Source organism: Morganella morganii, from assembly GCF_041099235.1.
Lineage (GTDB): Bacteria > Pseudomonadota > Gammaproteobacteria > Enterobacterales > Enterobacteriaceae > Morganella > Morganella morganii_E.
Genome location: NZ_JBFZSO010000008.1, coordinates 47,657 through 66,604, shown reverse-complemented (window position 1 = coordinate 66,604; position 18,948 = coordinate 47,657). Strand labels below are relative to the sequence as shown.

Sequence of the window (18,948 nt, the reverse complement as noted above, 5' to 3'; positions counted from 1 at the left end):
GATTCGTTAACACAATATGTGCTAACGAATTCTGTGATTATAATGAAAGGGGATCAGGCAACAGCAGCAGGGATATCACCGGTTTCGACAGTGCGGAAATCGCGGCGGAAGTAAATCAGGCCGTGACCTTCGTCGCGGACATCAATATTGCGGATCTCAGCCATAAAGATATTGTGTGTGCCGATTTCCTGTATCTGAGTCACCACACCTTCCAGACAGGCCAGTGAGCCGTGCAGACAAGGTTGTCCCAGCGCTCCCGGCTGCCAGTGATCACCGGCAAAACGCGCGTCCATACTCAGACCGGTCATCCCGGCAAAATCACAGGCCAGTGCCTGATGCTGATGGGTGAGCACATTGACACACAAACGCCCGTTGGTTCTGAACACCTCACTGAGCGCACTGCTGCGGTTGATACACACCAGCAGCGTCGGCGGGGTATCGGTGACAGAGCAGACTGCGGTGGCGGTCAGCCCGCCGCGACCGGCGTCGCCGTCGGTGGTGACAATATTGACGGCAGCGGAGAGTGTCGCCATTGCGTCGCGGAACAACAGACGCTGTGAATTATCCAAAGACATACCAACTCCCGGTGGGATAAAAAATGTGACGCAATTGTTGCTTATTTGCGAATGATACGCAGTCTAATGATAGCCGGGGAAAAATACAAGGGAGAGTCAGAAAATGCGGCTGCCGGAAGAAGCAGCCGCATGGGGTGGTCAGCGGAGATTAACGGATCCCGCCGAAGCAGAGGTATTTGATTTCCAGATAGTCATCAATACCGTGGCGGGAGCCTTCGCGGCCGAGGCCGGATTGCTTGATACCGCCGAACGGTGCCACTTCTGTGGAAATAATCCCTTCATTAATACCGACCATTCCGGCTTCCAGGGCTTCCGCCACGCGGTAGACCCGGCCGATATCGCGGGAATAGAAATAAGCGGCAAGCCCGAACTCGCTGTTATTTGCTGCACTGACAGCCTCTTCCTCATCGCGGAACCGCACCAGCGGTGCCAGCGGACCGAAAGTTTCCTCGCGGGTCACCAGCATGTCTGAAGTCACACCGGTCAGAACGGTGGGCTCAAAAAATAATCCGCCCTGTGCCGCCGGTTTCCCGCCGCTGAGAACAGCCGCACCTTTGCTGACCGCATCGGCGATATGCTCACTGACTTTGCGGATAGCAGCCTCATTAATCAGCGGCCCCTGTTGTGCTTTTTCGTCGGTGTACGGCGCGACATGCAGGGCACTGACAGCTTCCGCCAGTTTCGCGGCAAAGTCATCATACACACCGTCCTGCACATAGAGACGGTTGGCACAGACACAGGTTTGTCCGCTGTTACGGAATTTGGCGGCCATGGCACCGGCAACTGCCGCATCAAGATCGGCATCATCAAACACAATAAAGGGCGCGTTGCCGCCCAGTTCGAGAGAGAGCTTTTTAACTGTCTCTGCACTCTGTGCCATCAGCAGCTTGCCGACACGGGTGGAGCCGGTAAAGGAGATTTTACGCACGATCGGGCTGGAGGTCAGTTCGCCGCCGATAGCCGCCGCATCAAGCCCGGTAACGACATTAAACACCCCGGCCGGAATACCGGCCTGCTCACCGAGTGCTGCCAGCGCCAGGGCGGAAAGCGGGGTTTCCGCTGCCGGTTTCAGCACCATGGTACAGCCTGCTGCCAGTGCCGGGGCGGCTTTGCGGGTGATCATGGCATTCGGGAAATTCCACGGCGTGATAGCACCGACCACCCCGATCGGCTGGCGGATAGTGGCGATCCGCTGTCCGCTCTGTGTGGCCGGAATGGTTTCGCCGTACACGCGCTTGCCTTCTTCGGCAAACCATTCAATAAAGCTTGCGCCGTAAGTGATTTCCCCGCGTGATTCCGCCAGCGGCTTACCCTGTTCCAGGCTCAGGAGTTGTGCCAGTTCTTCCTGATTCTCCATAACAAGATCAAACCAGCGGCGCAGGATCTGCGCACGGGCTTTGGCGGTCAGGGCGCGCCAGCCCGGCAGGGCATTTTCAGCGGCGGCAATGGCAAGCCGGGTTTCGTGTGCGCCGAGGTCGCTGACGCGGGTGATCAGTCCGCCGGTGGCCGGGTTGGTCACATCAAACGTGGCCTTATCCTGTGCATCGGTCCACTGACCATTGATATAGCCGCCGGTGCGCAGCAGGGAAAAGGAAGGATCGGTTAACGATGAGGTGAACATAGAGAGCTCCGTTGCGTTTTCTCAAAAAAGTGATGAGGGCACTGAGATATCAGCAGAAGACCATTGATTTATTGTTAATATAGCGTTAATAAAAGGAGAGTCCTTTGGGTCTTTATGACTGATATGCTTTTTATTCTAACAGAGGATGTCTGATTGCGCATTTTCCCGATAAAATTGCGCCTTTTTTTGATAACGTCGATGTTTATGATGTGAGTACATCGCGGAGAAATTACCCATTATGCATGAATCATTACTTATCGCCCTTTTGCAGGCCCGTGAAGTGGTCCTCGGCTACTTTCGCCCGACCCTGAAAGCACACCAACTGACGGAGCAGCAGTGGCGGATTATTCGCATACTGGCTAAGACCCCGTCGCTCGACTTTCATCTTCTGGCACAGAAAAGCTGTATTCTGCGTCCCAGCCTGACCGGTATTCTGACGCGGATGGAAAAAGCAGGCATTATTCACCGCCTCAAGCCCCTCAGTGACCAGCGCAAACTCTATCTCTCCCTGACTGATGAAGGCACGGCGCTGTATCACCGTGTGCAGGCGGAAGTGGAGACCGGCTACCAGGCGCTGGAATTACAGTTCACGCCGGAGAAGGTGCGCCAGCTCTATGCGCTGCTGGATGACCTGGTGGCACTGCCGCAGCGCGACAACGACGAAGAATAAAAAAATGCCGCTCAGATGAGCGGCATTTTTACAGTGACAGACTTACTTCTTGCCGAGCAGATGCAGGAAGTGAATATGTTTTTCATACTGGTCAAGAATGTCATGAATAATCTGCTCCTTGTTCCAGCCCATAATGTCATAATCCTGTCCGCCCTCTTTCAGATGGATTTCCGCGCGGTAATAGCGGTGCTCCTCATCTTTCTCCTCGTCGGTCATCCCGGAAAGGGCAAAGGACGGCTGATTGTAATAGCGCAGCCGGGTTTCATAGATAAAGTTCATATCATCCCCCAGATCGACCTCAAAGGTGATCCGGTCGTCGCGGCTGCGGTCGATATGGCTCGGTGTGCTCTGTTTTTCCAGCTCCTGTGCCACCATGTCCATCGCCTCTGACACCACTTCATCAATAAAGCGTTTGACCAGCGAACGTTTCGGAAAATAGCCGATATTACGCAGACGGCGCTGCCACGGGATCGGATTACGGCTTGCCGTCGGTGCAATGGTCGCCAGCTGCTGGCTGTCGCGTTTATGCACATCAATCCGCAGGGCTTTGATCAGCCCGTAAATAGAGAACAGCAGTACAACCGCAAACGGCAGGGCACTGGCGATAGTCACTGTCTGCAGGGCGGATAATCCGCCGGCCAGCAGCAGGGTGATCGCTACCACGCCCATCAGCCCTGCCCAGAAAATCCGCTGCCAGACCGGTGTGTGGGTATCCCCGCCGGAGGCCAGAGTATCCACGACCATCGCGCCGGAGTCAGCTGAAGTGACGAAGAAGACAATCACCATCAGCATGGCAAAGAAAGAGAGCACCGTGGAGAACGGGAAATACTCAAGGAACTGGAACAGCGCCAGTGACACATCCTCTTTCACCACCGCGGCGAGGGCGGTTGCGCCCTGATTTTTGATCAGATCAATGGCGGTGTTACCGAAGAAGGTCATCCACAGCAGGGTAAAGCCCGCCGGGACAAACAACACGCCGAAAACAAACTCACGGATGGTGCGTCCGCGTGAAATCCGCGCGATAAACATCCCGACAAACGGTGACCACGACAGCCACCAGCCCCAGTAAAGCAGGGTCCAGCCGCCCAGCCAGTCATCTGACTTCGGCTCATAGGCAAAGAGATTAAAGGTATTACTGACGATTTCAGAAAGATAACCGCCGGTGTTCTCAACAAAGGATTTCAGCAGCAGCACGGTCGGGCCTAACACACCGACCATAATCAGCAGCAGAACCGCCAGGCCGAGGTTCAGCTCTGACAGAAAACGGATGCCTTTATCCAGACCGGACACGACTGACAGCGTGGCCAGTGAGGTGATCACCACAATCAGCACCACCTGAACAGTTTCTGTCTGCGGCAGGCCGAACAGATGATTCAGCCCGGCATTCACCTGTAACACGCCGAAGCCGAGAGAGGTCGCGACCCCGAATACCGTACCGACCACAGCGAAAATATCCACCGCATGACCGGCTGCACCGTAAATACGGTCACCGATAATCGGGTAGAGTGCGGAACGCAGTGTCAGCGGAAGGCCGTGGCGGTAGCTGAAAAACGCAAGGATCAGCGCCACAACCGCGTAAATAGCCCAGGCGTGTAACCCCCAGTGGAAGAAGGTCAGGCGCATGGCCTCTTTTGCCGCTTCAACCGTTTCCGGTGTGCCGACAGGCGGGGAAAGATAGTGCATCACCGGTTCGGCGACACCGAAGAACATCAGTCCGATCCCCATCCCTGCGGAGAACAGCATGGCGAACCAGGAAATATAGCTGTAAGCCGGACGGGCGTGGTCAGGGCCGAGTTTAATATCACCGAAACGGGACAGCCCCATAAAGGTGACGCTCAGTAAAATCAGGGCGACGGCGAGGATATAGAACCAGCTGGCATTTTTAAACAGGCTGGTCTGAAGGGCTTTAAGGTGTATGTCCGCCGTCTGGGGAAACAGGGCGGCAAAGCCGACAATCAGGAGAATAACCAGGGCCGAAATATAAAAAACCGGCGGATTAATCTTCATTTTTTTTGCGGATTGTTCAGTGTCCTGATGACTCATGAATTATTCCTTTTATCAGTTGCAGATAACGCCGGCAGTAAAAAGGGGAGAACTGCATCAAAGCGTCAGATTTTCCTTCTGAAAACGGTACGCGGCTGCGTAGCGGTAATAAATAGAAACTCCGGCAAAATAGTGTCAGCGGGAGATCAGAAAAAACGGAGATGAATACAGGCTAAACCTGCGGAAAAAAAACGGTGATATTAGATTTTATTCCCCCGGTTGGTGAAAAAAAGAGGATTATAGTGCCAAAAATGTCACTCTGCGGCAAGTCACGGGGTATTTTTGCGGGAAAAAGAGATGTTTTTCTCTGTGAATTTTATTTGCGGTAATTGGCAAACTGCCTGAAATAACACAATAAAAAAGCCGGAAACAATGATTGTTTCCGGCTGACGACTGTTTTACGGATTGGTACGGGATATTACCTGTTCAGCTTTTACTGAGCATCTGCGGGTTTTCCGCTGACATCCTGTTTCAGCTCATCAATTTTTTTATCAGCAGCGGCTTTGGCATCATCCGCTTTCTGTTTCAGCTCAGCGGCTTTTTCTTCCGCGGCTTTTTTGGCATCTTCGCCTTTATCTTTGGCATCAGCCAGCAGGGCATCAGCCTCTTTTTTCAGTTCATCCGCTTTGGCATCGGCGCTATCACGGATTTCTGCCGCTTTCTCTTTTGCATCAGCCATTACCGCACCGGCTTTTTCTTTGGCATCACCGGCGGCTTCTGTTGCATTCTGTTTCAGTTCAGCGGCTTTCTGCTCTGTTTTATCCGCTGCCTCTTTGGCATCCTGCTTTATCTCATCCGCTTTTTGCTCCGCGGCTTCCTTAATCTGCGCGGCACCTTCCTGTGCTTTCTGTGCGGCGGGATCCGTTTTGCTGCTGTCGTCACACCCGGTGGCCAGTGCAAATACCCCCGCAAGGATGAGTGAACTTAATAATGCTTTTTTCATGATTAACTCCTCTTCAGCAATACTGAGTAAAATAACCGGATAACATCGTGTCCGCGATTATTGATTATATAATAAAATCAGGCAGTCTGCTGACAGATATAATTTTCTGTCAGGGTTATCCCCTTCAGCATAGAAAATGAAGCGCCGGTTGTATAGATCTGAGGATAATTTATCGGTAACGTCCTAAAATAATATCCCGCTGCATAAAAATATCCGGTAATATCAATACAGAATGTAATCTTATAAGCGTAACATGGTAACGTGTTTTATTTCAGTTGGTTAGCATTGTTTGTCAGTGTAAGGAAATACCATGACATATTATCTGCTGGTTATTGTTAAATTTATCATCGGCTTTGTTATTGTGTTAACGCACATGAATATCTCCGGGAAAACCCAATTGTCACAAATGACACCGGTTGATTTTATTGGAAACTTTGTACTGGGCGGCATTATCGGCGGTGTTATTTACAGTGATACCATTCCGCTGACGCAATATATTATTATTCTGCTGATGGGCGTGAGTTTTATCAGCATAATCAATTGGGTCAGCAAACATATCAGTGTACTGCGGGCGGTGACTATCGGTAACCCGATCCCCATTATTAAAAACGGGGCATTTATCATGGACAGCATTCATGAGAAGCGTAATAAAATCGATATTCTGAATATCACCTCCCGCATGCATGCACAGGGGATCTATTCATTCCGCGATGTGTATTATGCGCAGATAGAGCCGGACGGCCAGCTGACGGTGATTTGTGATCAGTCACAGATGCCGTCAGTCATCGTGATGAAAGACGGCGTGCCGCGCAAACATGAGCTGGAACAGATTGGTCATGATGAGGAGTGGCTGGCTGACTGCCTGAAACAGCAGGGAATTGACGACCCTGAGACTGTATTCCTGGCTGAATTTTATAACGGCAGCCTCAATCTGGTGATGAAGGACGGGAGGATGACCGGCCATCACAGCGAGCCGTCACAGCCGTAAGGAGTTTACCTTACGGCACGATAACGACTTTTTCCGGATATTTTTCACAAAATTCGTGCGCTTTCTGCCATTTATCGTCACAGATAATTTTATCGATAACGGCAATTTCCGCGATTTTTAAAATTCCCTGCTGGCCGAATTTGCTGGAGTCGGCCAGAATAATTTTCTGCTTACTTTTTTCCAGCATTTTCCGCGCGATCATACCTTCTTCAACACTTTTGACCAGAATGCCTTCATCGCGCACACCGCCTGCGCCGACAAAGGCGAAGTCGGCATAAATATGATCAATTTCATGCAGGGTTTTCGCGCCGAGATTAGCCCGGAATTCATGGCTGTATTCACCGCCCAGCACATACACTTTTGCCAGCGGGTTCTGCGAGGCAATTTTATCTGCGATAAGGGCTGAATTGGTGAAAACGGTAAATGCAATCGCCGGTAACTGTGCGGAAAACAGCAGCGTTGTCGAACAGGAATCGATATACAGTGTGTCGTGCTCGGAAATCAGCCCGGCAGCATAGCGAGCGAGGGTCATTTTTTCCTCGCGGTTCAGTTCCAGCCGCTGTTCAAAGCTGCCTTCGCTGACACTCTTTTTCTTCATCGCCCCGCCGTGAATTTTGATGATCTCGCCTTCTTTCTCCAGAATGGAGAGGTCACGGCGGATCGTCTCAGAGGTGACATTCAGTGTATCAGCAAGATCCTGCACACTGACTTCCCCTTGCTGATTCAGCAGACTGAGGATGTATTCCTTTCTTTTTATCGGATTCATGACCGTTCTCATCACACTCGTAAACATGAACAATATTAGCGCATTATGCGTCGTTGCGAAATGCCGCCCTGTAATGCTGAAGTGCGGCAGCAACGCCATCCTCCCGGCAGTCAGCCGTAATATACCCGGCGGCCTGCTTCAGTGCCGGTACGGCATTGCCCATTGCCACGCGCAGATCCGCTGCGGCAAATAAAGAGAGATCGTTTTCCTGATCGCCGATGGCCATGATGGTTCCCGGCCGCAGAATACCGCGCTCCGCCAGTATTTGCAGGGTACTGCCTTTGCTGACGGATGCGGGAACCAGTTCAAAATAGTGCTGATCGGTAAAGAACGCGCTGACCTCCGCCGGTAACTGCGGGCGAAGAATGTCAGCCCGCTGCCGCAGGGCTTCTGCCTCCCCGCACAGGGTGATTTTAATGATATCTGTCCGGCTGAAAATATCGTCTGCCGCGAGTGTCTGTATTGGCAGGCCGAATAATTCAGACTCATGAATTGTGTATTCTGATCTTTCTTCCGGCGGACAGAGCAGAGCATCCTCACCAAAAGCATGCCAGCCGGTGGTGAGCAGGTTTTGCAGTGCGGATAACACTACCGGGGAGAGGACGGTCCGGCTCAGAACGGATTGTGTGCGGCAATCATAAATCACCGCGCCGTTACAGGCGCCGATAGCGCGGAGCACCGGAAGCAGCCCGGCGCTGTCTGTCAGAGACAAAATTGCCCGCAGCGGGCGGGCAGAGCAGATCACAATATCTGTTTCCGGCGGCAGTGCCAGCAGTGCCCGGCGGTTGCCCTCCGAAATACGGTTATCCGGATGTAAAAGCGTGCCGTCGAGATCGATAGCCAGTGTGGTCATAAAAAGCCTCAGCGGGGGCTGTGCCCCCGCATTGGAAATTCAGTCAGTTGTGATGAATAAAGGATTGAGTAACCTGTGCAGCCGCCTGACACACCACGTTATCAATCGCGGTGCCGACCACTAAAATATTCACCCCGGTTTCTTTAAACGCTTTGGCATTGGCGACGTTAATACCGCCTTCTGCCAGTGTCGGGACACTGACCGCACCCACCAGCGCTTTCAGGCGGGCTTTAATCTGCTCCGGAATTTCACCGGCAGCCACGCCTTCATAGCTCATGCCGGTCATCAGGCCGATCATATCCACGCCGATGGCTTCCATTTTCTTCGCCACATCTGCGACTTCTTCCGGGGTTTCCGCCGGGATGCCGAAGGTGTGCAGATCGTCAGGGTGGCCGATGTAAGCATCCACGGTCAGGCCGAAGCGGTGCGCAAGACTGACAATATCCGCCAGATCTTCAAAGGTGGATTTATGGGTGTGCAGGCCGTCAGCTCCGGCACGGGCGATCTGTAAAATATCCTCTTCTGTCACCGGCACCGGGATGGTTTCGGTGAATCCGCCGGCGATCCCGACCGTAATAAAAACATCATCCGGGATCACATTACGGATACCGTTGACGGCTTCCGCCATCTGCGCGGTGGAGATTTCATGGCGGATCTGCTCGGCGGCGTGCATGTTATTCACGCCTCTGTGTCCGCGTGCCAGCGCCAGCGCCGGATGGTTCGGCTCCAGCATTTTGACCCCGGCATCACACACTGCTTTCGCCAGTCGCGCGTCATCACCGGTGATACCTGTGCTGAGCAGAGTCTGCCCGTTGTGCAGCGCAATAGCATTTCTGACTTTCGCCATGGCCTGTTCACGTTTTTTATTCATATCACCTATAAACATATCAACCTCTTATTACTTTTTTTGTGTTTTTGTATGACGGCACCCGGAGGTGCCGTTTTCATAAAGCCCTGGTGTTGGCGTGTGATATTTTTCACACTTATTATTTGCTGTGTTGTCTTTGCATCAGCCTGCAGCTTTCACGGCTGTCACGGCACTGAAACGGTTGGCGATGACAGTAATGGCACAGGTTAAAACCAGAATCACGGTCATGGTCAGCGCCATGTAAAGTGCGTTACTGGATAAGAACGGAGAGGCAAACGCCGGTACATACGCCACCCCTTTGACATTAAACATGCCGAGCATCATGCCGCCGATCCCGGCGGAGAGAATGGCACCGCCGAACACGATTTTGTTGGCAAACATGAAGGGATACGCCGATTCCACAAAGGTACCGAATCCCAGATTGATAAGCAGTCCCGGGGCGGCGACAGCGGCCTCACTGCGTTCACGCGGGGCAATGACGTTTGCCAGGTTAATCCCTGCTGCCACCATCACCAGCCCGACCATATCCACCGCGCCGAGGAAGCTGACGCCGGTTTTTTCCATCTCAAGCAGCACCAGCGGCAGGATCACCGCGTGATACACACCGCCGAGGATCGCAGGCCAGATAACCAGACCGGCCAGCAGTCCCGCCAGAACCGGGCTGAAGGCGAGGGTGCTTTCCAGTGCCAGTTTGATGTAGTTACCGGCCAGCAGTGCCAGCGGGCTGAGGAAGTAGAACATGATAAGACCGGCAGCCAGACCGGAAATCCCGCCCGCCACGATGTTGACGGTGGTCATCGGGAATTTCCAGCTGATGCACAGGGCAAACAGGTAACGGACAAAAATACCCGCCATGATCCCGCCTGCGATCCCGCCGATCAGCCCTCCCTCGACCGAGAGCACTCCGGCGACAACCCCGGAAACAATCGAAACCTCATCCAGTTCGGAAACCTGTTTGGCGGCAATCACCGCCACAATCACCGGCAGCCCTTTGAGCAGGAGCTGGAAAATCGCATCCAGGCTTTCCAGCCCCGGAATGTGGCTCAGCGCCAGTACAATCGCCATGGCAATAAAGCCCGGCAGGGCGGGGAGCATAATGCCGCGGATATTCATGCGCTTAAGCAGGCTCTTATCGGACGGCCCGCCGGTGCTGCCTGCACTGCCCAGTACCGGACGGAATTTAATACCCCAGTGTTTGCACAGGGAGGAGATAAATGAAATCGCCCGGGTTCTGCTGGTGGTGCCGGTGGTACCCGAGGTGGCAATCACATTGGCACCGGCGGCGGCGATATGGGCCATCGAGGTGCCGCCGGTACCGGCGATCGGCACTTTCTTTTCCGCCGCCGCCTGAAGTGCCAGGCGGTTGGCGTTGTGCGGATCGCCGCTCATAATAATGATGCCGTCGATATCACCCTGTTCTATCAGCCGGGCAATCTGTTCATCACTGCCGCGCACCGCGTCATTCACTTCCGCCAGAGTGCCGGAGAACGTAACGGCAGGCACGGCATCTGCGCCTGTCAGGGTGTAGACCGCGGCGGCGGTAGAGGGTTTGGCAACATCCATCGACGCCTGTGCTGCAATAAACTGCACCGCAGCAACAGAAACACCGGCGGACTGACATTGTGTGTAGATTTCGCTCAGAAGTTTTTCAGGATCTGCACCACCGAGGTTGTACAGGTTCCCGCCACTACTGCCCAGTATGACAATTTTTTTCATAATCGGACCTCAGGGGGTTCAGGGTAAGTAACGACTTATTGTTGTTTTTTGTTGATATTGATTGGTATAACAACGTAAATCAACACATCAAAATAGGGCGTATTGTTTATGAAATAATCACTGAATTGATTCATCTTGGAGGATATGGTGTTTTCCCAGGTGGTTATCAGTGTTATTAACTAAGTGTGGCTGATTTTGTTTTATTTAATGCTGTTTAATTATTAGCTAATTATTTTGCTTTATGTTGTTTTGTGTGAGTTCGATCATAATTAACTGTGTCAATCTCACAGGGAAACCACATAAAACAAAAAAGCCACTCCGGGGAGTGGCTTTTACTGAAAAATAAAAAAACGGATCAGCCGGGCAGATTAACCAGTGAGTCGCGGGTGATATCGCGGATAGTTTTTGCACCGGTCAGGGTCATTGCCACGCGCATCTCTTTATCAATCAGATCCAGCAGATTTTCAACACCAGCCTGTCCCTGCGCCGCAAGGGCATAGACAAAAGCACGGCCAAGCAGGACAGAATCCGCCCCCAGCGCCAGCATCCGCACCACATCAAGGCCGTTACGGATCCCGGAATCACTCAGAATCGTGATATCCGATTTCACCGCATCGGCAATAGCAGGCAGAGCACGGGCGGTGGAGAGTACGCCGTCGAGCTGGCGGCCGCCGTGGTTGGAAACCACAATGCCGTCTGCGCCGAAACGTACCGCATCTTTCGCATCTTCCGGGTCCAGGATCCCTTTGATAATCATCGGGCCTTCCCAGAACTCGCGGATCCATTCGAGGTCTTTCCAGGAAATAGACGGATCGAAGTTTGCCCCCAGCCAGCCGATATAATCTTCCAGTTTGGTCGGCGCGCCGCGATAGACTGAAATATTGCCCAGATCATGCGGTTTGCCCAGCACGCCGACATCCAGCGCCCAGCGCGGGTGAACCATCGCCTGTAACACACGGCGCATGGCGGCATTCGGGCCGCTCATCCCGGAATGGGCATCACGGTAACGCGCTCCCGGAACCGGCATATCGACGGTAAAGACCAGGGTTTTGACACCGGCGGCTTTGGCGCGCTCGAGGGCATTTTTCATAAAACCGCGATCGCGCAGCACATAGAGCTGGAACCACATCGGGCGCTCAATCGCCGGAGCAACTTCCTCAATCGGACACACGGATACCGTGGACAGGGTAAACGGAACGCCTTTATTGGCAGCCGCTTTCGCCGCCTGCACTTCACCGCGCCGTGCGTACATCCCGGTCAGCCCGACCGGCGCCAGGGCAACCGGCATCGCCAGTTTTTCCCCGAACAGTTCAGTTTCCAGACTGAGAGACGACATATCGCGCAGCACCCGCTGACGCAGGGCGATATCCGCCAGATCCGCCGTATTGCGCTTCAGGGTATGCTCGGCATACGCCCCGCCGTCAATATAGTGAAACAGGAAGGGAGGCAGTCTGGATTCGGCAGCCGCCCGGTAGTCTGTTGAAGCGGAAATAATCATCTTAAATACCTGTATATGTATGTAACAAACTCAGCACTGTGCCCGGTTACAGGGTCAGTATCAGTGCCATCACGGCGGCAATCACGCCGTAGATAAACATCGGAACCACTGTCTTTTTGATAATTGAGCCTTCGGCGTTGGTAATACCGAGGATGGTGCAGACAGCGATAATATTATTCAGACACACCATGTTCCCCATGGCTCCGCCGACAGACTGGAGCGCGAGGGTTAAATTGACATTCAGGCCGGTGGTTTGCGCGATCGACTGCTGGATGCCGCCGAAGGTCAGGTTGGACACGGTGTTGGAGCCGGAGAAGAACGAGCCGAGTGCGCCGAGATAAGAGGCGAAGTAGATCCAGCTCTCGCCGGTGGCTCCCGCCAGAGAACGACCGATAATGTAAACCGGCGCATTTTCGCCGCCCTGCATCATCAGGTTCACCATAATCAGTGCGCCGAACAGGGCAATAAACGGTTTATTGGTCTGCTGTGCGGTCTGCACAAACATGGTTTTTACTTGTGTCCGTTTCAGGCGGAACAGGAAAATACCGATAAACACCACGAGGAAGAACGGGATCAGCGCCGGGACATACAGTGTTTTATAATCTGCCGCCGCCGGGGTGCCGAATACGTTGCTCAGGCGGACAATCAGTGCATCACTCAGCGTGATATGGCCGAGGAAACCCAGAGTGCCTTCCCAAATCACGTTAGTGCTGTTGAGCAACCCTTTCAGGCCGAGCTGGTGGATGCGGGTAACAATCAGAATACCGATCAGCAGCAGGGTCGGGGTCATCGCTTTGATAACCTGCCCGAACGGGATCACTTTTTTCTCTGTTTTTTGTTCAGCGCGGGTCAGGCCGATCCCGGCACGGGCGGTCACGACAGAAATCCCGAGGCCGATTGCCCCGCCGAGCAGTGCCGGGAACTCATAGTTGACCTGGGCCAGCAGCAGATACGGTACGGTACAGGCGAGCACGCTGATCAGAATAAACACGATATTACGGCGGATCTCCTGCCAGCTGACAATAAAACGCAGCGCCAGCAGCGGGATCACAAATGCAGCCACAAAGTGGATCAGCGCGGAGTAGTGGCTTATCTGATAAACACTCTCCTCACTCAGCCCGAGGTTGGCAAAACCAAACCAGGTTGGTGTACCGACGGCGCCGAACGAGACCGGCACGGAGTTCATCACCAGCGTCAGCAGAGCGACACGCATAGCAGGGAAGCCAAGACCCACCAGGATTGGGGCGGCAATAGCAGCCGGGGTACCGAACCCGCTTGCGCCCTCAATGGTAAAGGCGAATGCCCAGCCGATAATCATCAGCTGTGCCACCGGATTCGGGCTGATGTTTTCCAGCCAGCTGCGCACCACGTTTTCCGCGCCGCTCACCTGCATCAGCTTATTGAGCATAATCGCCCCGGCAATGATGGTGATCGGTGTCAGCACAGAAATAAAGGCGGTGACAATATTGGCACTCAGCAGTGTGAGATCCGTTTTAAACCAGAACAGCTGGATACAGAACACCACGGCGGCCGTGAAAGGTAATGCGACGTAAGAAGGGATACTGCGGCGTTTTGTCATCATCCAGATTAACATCACGATCGGTGCAAGACTGAAAAAAATAGCCATAAAGCCCTCTGACATTATTATTGTTTTAAAAATAAATGTTGTATGCAGGATTCGTTAAATTTTCATTACGTAATTATTTTAATCACAACCAAAAAGAATTATCTATGCTGCATTTTTTTAACAATTGAATGCGGGAGGGAAATGACGGAAAACGCAGAAAATCAGGTGAAAAAAGGAAATAAAAAAATGTTATTTATCAGTAAATTAATAGGTTAATTTGTATGATAAAAGGACAGGGTCACATTAATTAGGCCATAACGGTCAATAGAGAAATTCCAAAAATCGACTAATCCGCGGTTGCGAACAGATAACAATCCTGAATCTGTCAGCCGAAATAAGGACTGATTGCCTGATATGACTGCTGGATATGATCGATCAGCAGGCGGATTTTGACCGGCAGATGACGGGTGTACGGATACACGGCATATACGCCGAGTTTTTTACCACTGTAACCCGGCAGGACTTCTGTCAGCAGTCCGGCCTCCAGATCCTCATGCACCATACAGCGTGGCACCATGGCGATACCGTGGCCGCTGAGCAGCGCTTTGCGGATGGCGCGGGCATTATTGAAGGCGATATTGCCGCTCACCTGTAATTCATAGATTTCACCGGTATCCGGGCGGCGCATCAGCCAGTTTGAGGTGCCGCTCTGCTGATAGGTGTAGGTGAGGCAGTTGTGTGTCAGCAAATCTTCCGGATTCTGCGGCGCAGGGTGTTTTTCCAGGTAGCGGGGGGAGGCTAGGATCACCCAGTGAGAATCAATCAGTGGACGGGCTATCAGGCTGGAGTCACTCATCATGCCGGTGCGGATAGCCAGATCAATCCGTTCATTCACCAGGTCAACAAACCGGTTCTCCAGATGCATTTCCACTTTCACATTCGGGTATTTTTCGCAGAATTCCGCCACGCTCTCGCTGAGAACAAGCTCTCCGGAGATAGTGGGTACTGACATACGGATAAGGCCGGTTAGTTCGTCACTGTTGGCACTGACCGCCTGCAGGGCGCTGTGAACCTGGCCGGTAAGAGATTTGGCATGCTGATACAGCACACGGCCGTTTTCCGTGACAGAGAGGCTGCGGGTGGTGCGGTACAGAAGACGGGCGCCGAGGGCCTTTTCCAGCCGTCCTACCCGTTTGCTGAGCACGGATCCGGTGACACCGGCCATTTCCGCCGCTTTACTGAAGGAGCCGCAATCCACAATCAGCGCAAATAAAATCAGATCATTGGCGTACTCGTGGGCAGGCAGCATGGTAAAACCTCCGGCGGTGAATGAAATAATAAACAGCATTCACTATATCAAAATCTGTGTAACAGTGATAATCACGCCGGAGACAGACAGGTTAAATCGGGTATATCATGTGATCAAAGGCAAACACCGTGGCCGGGAAAATCGCCTGACACTCACGAAGTAAGCGCTCACAATCTTCTTCACTGTAGCGTCCGCTGAAATGCGTGGCGATCAGCGTACCAACCCCGGCATCACGCGCCAGGGTAGCGGTCTGCACGGTGGAAGAGTGTCCGCGGCTGTTGGCTTTTTCGGTCATGCTGCCGTCAAGCGTGGCTTCCAGCACAATCACATCGGCATTCTGTGCCAGTTTCAGCGCATTTTCGCACGGTGCGGTATCACCAAAAATCACCAGATGACGTCCGCGCTGCGGCTCGCCGAGGTAATCTGCCCCGCAAATCACCCGGCCATCGTCCAGTGTCACTTCGCCGCCCTGTTTAAGGGTCTGCATCCACGGGCCGCCGGGGACACCTTCCGCTTTCAGGCGCTGTGCATCCAGCGCCCCGGGTTTATCATGTTCTTCAATCCGGTAGCCGTAGCTGATCACCGGATGCTCAAGTGAGTAAGCGCTGACTTTCAGTTGCCCGTCATCATAAATCACGCCTTCCTCATCTATCTCAATGATCTCCAATGGGAAAGTCAGATACGAGCCGCTGAGTGTCAGGGCAGTTTCAACAAACTGCGCCAACCCCTGCGGACCAAAGAGAGTAAGTGGTTCCTCACATCCGCCCATGGAGCGGCTGCATAACAGGCCGGGCAGGCCGAAAATATGGTCGCCGTGCAGATGGGTGATAAAGATTTTTTCCAGTTTCGGGATTTTGACCGGACTTTTCAGAATCTGATGCTGAGTGCCTTCGCCGCAGTCAAACATCCACAGACCGCGCTGTAATGATTTGAGATCCAGCACCAGGCTGCTGACGTTGCGGTTGTTTGACGGAACACCGGCACCGGTGCCCAGAAAAATTAACTCCATGTTGTTCCCTGTATTGCAGTTGCCGCCGTGCGGAGGCCGGTATTACGGAATACGGCGCAGTTGCGGCGAGCGGGTAATATTTTCCGGTAAGATTAACGGTTCTTCCGCCAGCGGTAAACTCAGACGGGTTTTGCCGGTGATGATCGTGACCCCGGCGGACAGCCAGGCGTCAGCCGCCAGTTGCGTGCAGTACAGCCCGTCCTGCGGGTTGATGCTGAAAGGCGTGCCGAGTTGTGTAAGGGCATTATCACGGGCGTGGCGGTGATGTTCGCTGTCCGCCTGCACGGCATACCAGGCAACCTGTCCGTCTTTGGCGTGTTCAATAAAGAAATCAAGGGGATCGCGGTTCACACCGCTGATGCCGCCCGGGTGTTCCTGAGGAGTGGCATGGATCACGTAGGTGCCTTCCGGTGTGATATCAACAACACCGACATGGCTGAAACCACTGCTGTCAATACTTCTGACAATCTCACTGATGGCTTCGCCGCCGTCACGGAAAATCAGGTCACCGCTCTGAATACCGGGCGGAGGGACTGCCGCAGACAACGGCAGTGCGGCTGTCAGCTGCGCCGGGAGCAGAAGCCCGGCGCAGAGTGTGTGTCTCATCAGCGCAGGATAATTTTCCAGTTGCCTTCATCCTTTGTCAGCAGGAAACGCTCATCTTTCTGTTTGCCGTCTTTGAAATTGACCGTCAGGATCACGGTTGCACGTTTTTTGCTTTCATCAATATCCACGGATTTCACTTCGGTGCTTTCCACGCCGCCGTTACCTTCAATACGGCGCGCCATATCGCCGACAATCATCTGTACTTTGCCTTTGATTTCCATTTCATTTTTTTGTTTATCTTTTTCCGGGATGGCGAGCAGTTCATAAGCTTTGTCCGCATCTTTTTTCTCAACAGCACTGTAGAACTGTTTAACAACATCCTGCGGGGAATCACTGCCGCAGGCGGTCAGCATCATACTGCCGGCCAGCAGCATCAGGGTGAGGGCGATTTTTTTAAACATAGGTTTTTCCTTTAAAAGACAACAGGTGTTTTTAATTATTTCTGATGAAGATACCGGCAGTATACGGACATCCGGCGGCTTGGCAATCCTGTATATAACGCCGATAGCGGATTCAGGGAAAAACCGTGTTTTTGTTATGTTATTTTGTTAATTTTCAGTAATAAACTTAAGTTAATTAAACAGAAAAAATTATCATTTATGGGTTTTACGGAATATGCATTCGATTAGATATGTTAATGTTAATTGCTGCGTATTTTTAATATAAAATCGGAGACTGTTTGGTTGTGTATTTCGCTGAAATAAATACGTTTCTTAATTACACTATTATAGTTATGAGGGAGTTTTATAAATCTGCACCCTCTGTTTTTAAGGTTATCAATAAGGAGGGAGTTTTCTGGTAGCAGACTAAATCCTGCAGCAGATGCAATAAAATCAGAAATATTATATTCAGCCGGTACAGTAATTGAGAGATGATCGTTTAACGCTATTTTAAACTTTGATAAAAACTCACTTAATATATGTTCGTGAATTTTTGTTTTTATTTTTATGAGTCTTTCATTCATCACAAAAGCAGAGAGTGAAGCATATTTCTTTAACAAGCTATCATGAGAAATAATACCTGTTTCTTCAGGTGTAAAATCAAGATGGTGAATATCGTCATTATCTGTGCTGCAGTCTGAAGAGATAACAATATCTGTGTTTTTACTGGATATTTCATGTTTAATATCAATATATTCTTGTGGTTCTAACGACAGGCTGAGATCAGGGTTTTCTTTACAGAATGATATTATTTTATCTTTCAGTGGCGGGTAACAAAGACTGTCCGTTTTAATAGTAAGCGAGTTATTGTTTTTTTTCTTTCCGGATAAATTATCTGAAATATGTTTTATCTGAATGTAATAGGGTAATAGTTGATGATAGAGATCTCTTCCGTCAATAGTTAATGATGATTTCTGTCCTGACCGTTTAATTAATAAAATACCGGTTTTACATTCAAGGTCACGAATGCCGTGGCTAAGCGCCGATGGCGTCAGGTTAAGTTTTTCTGCGGCTTCTGCCAGGCTGGAATTTTCAGCAACAGCAAAAAATTGAATGAGCTGTCTTGATAAAAACATAAAGTTAACCTATGAAGATATATTAATTGATGCTAAGTAATGTATTTTTTTGATGATAAAGACAACTATACCATGTTGGACATTATTTTTTTTACCAAAAAAAAGTAACAATATGGGATTGTCATCAATAAAACCATACATTTACTTATATTTACAGTGAATAAATTGCGACGAACCATAAGCATGTCTAATGTTAATGGTGCTTAAGTTAAGGTGCGCATAACGTAAATTGCGATGCTGATAATCACATGAAACCGTGATTATCTCCGGAGAGCTAAAAAAAATTCAGCAGGTCGTGAAAAAAAACACCTGGTATCAGGGGGAAAATTATCGTTACAAACAAAGACAGGTAACAGTTCATGGTTCTATAAACCTGAAATATTTTCGGGGCCGGGTATGA

17 protein-coding genes are annotated in these 18,948 nt (G+C 51.5%); 2 read left to right on the top strand and 15 right to left on the bottom strand.

The annotated features are described in order from the left end of the window. Positions 1 to 53 precede the first annotated feature (53 nt). Positions 54 to 575: a 4-hydroxyphenylacetate 3-monooxygenase, reductase component gene (hpaC, locus tag AB7038_RS13595; RefSeq protein WP_368889978.1), complete on the bottom strand. Its 522-nt coding sequence runs from the start codon at positions 573 to 575 to the stop codon at positions 54 to 56. A gap of 148 nt (positions 576 to 723) precedes the next feature. After that, the gene (locus AB7038_RS13590) at positions 724 to 2,196 is read right to left on the bottom strand and encodes an NAD-dependent succinate-semialdehyde dehydrogenase (RefSeq protein ID WP_369453493.1); all 1,473 of its coding nucleotides are present in this window, start codon (positions 2,194 to 2,196) and stop codon (positions 724 to 726) included. Positions 2,197 to 2,434: 238 nt separating this feature from the next. Here AB7038_RS13590 and hpaR point away from each other — a divergent pair, with 238 nt between their 5' ends. Next, complete coding sequence (gene hpaR, locus AB7038_RS13585; protein WP_064483667.1) at positions 2,435 to 2,866, top strand: homoprotocatechuate degradation operon regulator HpaR; 432 nt, start codon at positions 2,435 to 2,437, stop codon at positions 2,864 to 2,866. Positions 2,867 to 2,908: 42 nt separating this feature from the next. Here the strand turns inward: hpaR and AB7038_RS13580 are convergent, their stop codons facing one another. Together AB7038_RS13580 and AB7038_RS13575 are read right to left on the bottom strand one after the other, a co-directional pair. Then, positions 2,909 to 4,909, bottom strand: a complete 2,001-nt coding sequence (locus AB7038_RS13580) for a BCCT family transporter (RefSeq protein ID WP_072871901.1) — start codon at positions 4,907 to 4,909, stop codon at positions 2,909 to 2,911. Between the two features lie 433 nt (positions 4,910 to 5,342). Then, positions 5,343 to 5,852, bottom strand: coding sequence for a hypothetical protein (locus tag AB7038_RS13575; protein ID WP_108655287.1), 510 nt, complete (start codon positions 5,850 to 5,852; stop codon positions 5,343 to 5,345). A 310-nt stretch (positions 5,853 to 6,162) separates the two neighbouring features. On the opposite strand from AB7038_RS13575, the gene AB7038_RS13570 reads away from it, so the two are divergent. After that, on the top strand, positions 6,163 to 6,840 hold the full coding sequence (locus tag AB7038_RS13570) for a DUF421 domain-containing protein (RefSeq protein WP_368889975.1): 678 nt from the start codon (positions 6,163 to 6,165) through the stop codon (positions 6,838 to 6,840). Positions 6,841 to 6,850: 10 nt separating this feature from the next. Here AB7038_RS13570 and AB7038_RS13565 read toward each other — a convergent pair whose 3' ends face one another. The 11 genes from AB7038_RS13565 to AB7038_RS13515 all read right to left on the bottom strand — a co-directional run bounded on the left by AB7038_RS13565 (position 6,851) and on the right by AB7038_RS13515 (position 18,548). Further along, complete coding sequence (locus tag AB7038_RS13565) at positions 6,851 to 7,606, bottom strand: DeoR/GlpR family DNA-binding transcription regulator (RefSeq protein WP_368889974.1); 756 nt, start codon at positions 7,604 to 7,606, stop codon at positions 6,851 to 6,853. Between the two features lie 43 nt (positions 7,607 to 7,649). Further along, positions 7,650 to 8,459 (bottom strand): Cof-type HAD-IIB family hydrolase, encoded by an 810-nt coding sequence (locus tag AB7038_RS13560; protein WP_368889973.1) that lies wholly within the window; start codon positions 8,457 to 8,459, stop codon positions 7,650 to 7,652. A gap of 43 nt (positions 8,460 to 8,502) precedes the next feature. Beyond that, positions 8,503 to 9,345 carry a histidine biosynthesis protein gene (locus AB7038_RS13555; RefSeq protein ID WP_368889972.1) on the bottom strand — a complete coding sequence of 281 codons (843 nt, stop codon included), beginning with the start codon at positions 9,343 to 9,345 and terminating at the stop codon, positions 8,503 to 8,505. Positions 9,346 to 9,468: 123 nt separating this feature from the next. After that, positions 9,469 to 11,043: a PTS sugar transporter gene (locus AB7038_RS13550; protein WP_369453492.1), complete on the bottom strand. Its 1,575-nt coding sequence runs from the start codon at positions 11,041 to 11,043 to the stop codon at positions 9,469 to 9,471. Positions 11,044 to 11,398: 355 nt separating this feature from the next. Then, on the bottom strand, positions 11,399 to 12,541 hold the full coding sequence (lldD, locus tag AB7038_RS13545; protein ID WP_004238839.1) for an FMN-dependent L-lactate dehydrogenase LldD: 1,143 nt from the start codon (positions 12,539 to 12,541) through the stop codon (positions 11,399 to 11,401). Positions 12,542 to 12,587: 46 nt separating this feature from the next. After that, on the bottom strand, positions 12,588 to 14,168 hold the full coding sequence (locus tag AB7038_RS13540; RefSeq protein ID WP_368889970.1) for an L-lactate permease: 1,581 nt from the start codon (positions 14,166 to 14,168) through the stop codon (positions 12,588 to 12,590). A gap of 325 nt (positions 14,169 to 14,493) precedes the next feature. Next, positions 14,494 to 15,417 carry a LysR family transcriptional regulator gene (locus AB7038_RS13535; RefSeq protein WP_368889969.1) on the bottom strand — a complete coding sequence of 308 codons (924 nt, stop codon included), beginning with the start codon at positions 15,415 to 15,417 and terminating at the stop codon, positions 14,494 to 14,496. A gap of 91 nt (positions 15,418 to 15,508) precedes the next feature. Beyond that, complete coding sequence (gene rnz, locus AB7038_RS13530; RefSeq protein ID WP_369453491.1) at positions 15,509 to 16,426, bottom strand: ribonuclease Z; 918 nt, start codon at positions 16,424 to 16,426, stop codon at positions 15,509 to 15,511. Between the two features lie 42 nt (positions 16,427 to 16,468). Next, positions 16,469 to 17,032 carry a YiiX/YebB-like N1pC/P60 family cysteine hydrolase gene (locus AB7038_RS13525; protein ID WP_369453490.1) on the bottom strand — a complete coding sequence of 188 codons (564 nt, stop codon included), beginning with the start codon at positions 17,030 to 17,032 and terminating at the stop codon, positions 16,469 to 16,471. Further along, positions 17,032 to 17,433 (bottom strand): DUF4878 domain-containing protein, encoded by a 402-nt coding sequence (locus AB7038_RS13520; protein ID WP_369453489.1) that lies wholly within the window; start codon positions 17,431 to 17,433, stop codon positions 17,032 to 17,034. Before AB7038_RS13520 ends, AB7038_RS13525 begins: the two co-directional genes overlap by 1 nt. Before the next feature lie 239 nt (positions 17,434 to 17,672). After that, positions 17,673 to 18,548: a LysR family transcriptional regulator gene (locus AB7038_RS13515; protein WP_369453488.1), complete on the bottom strand. Its 876-nt coding sequence runs from the start codon at positions 18,546 to 18,548 to the stop codon at positions 17,673 to 17,675. Between the last annotated feature and the right edge of the window lie 400 nt (positions 18,549 to 18,948).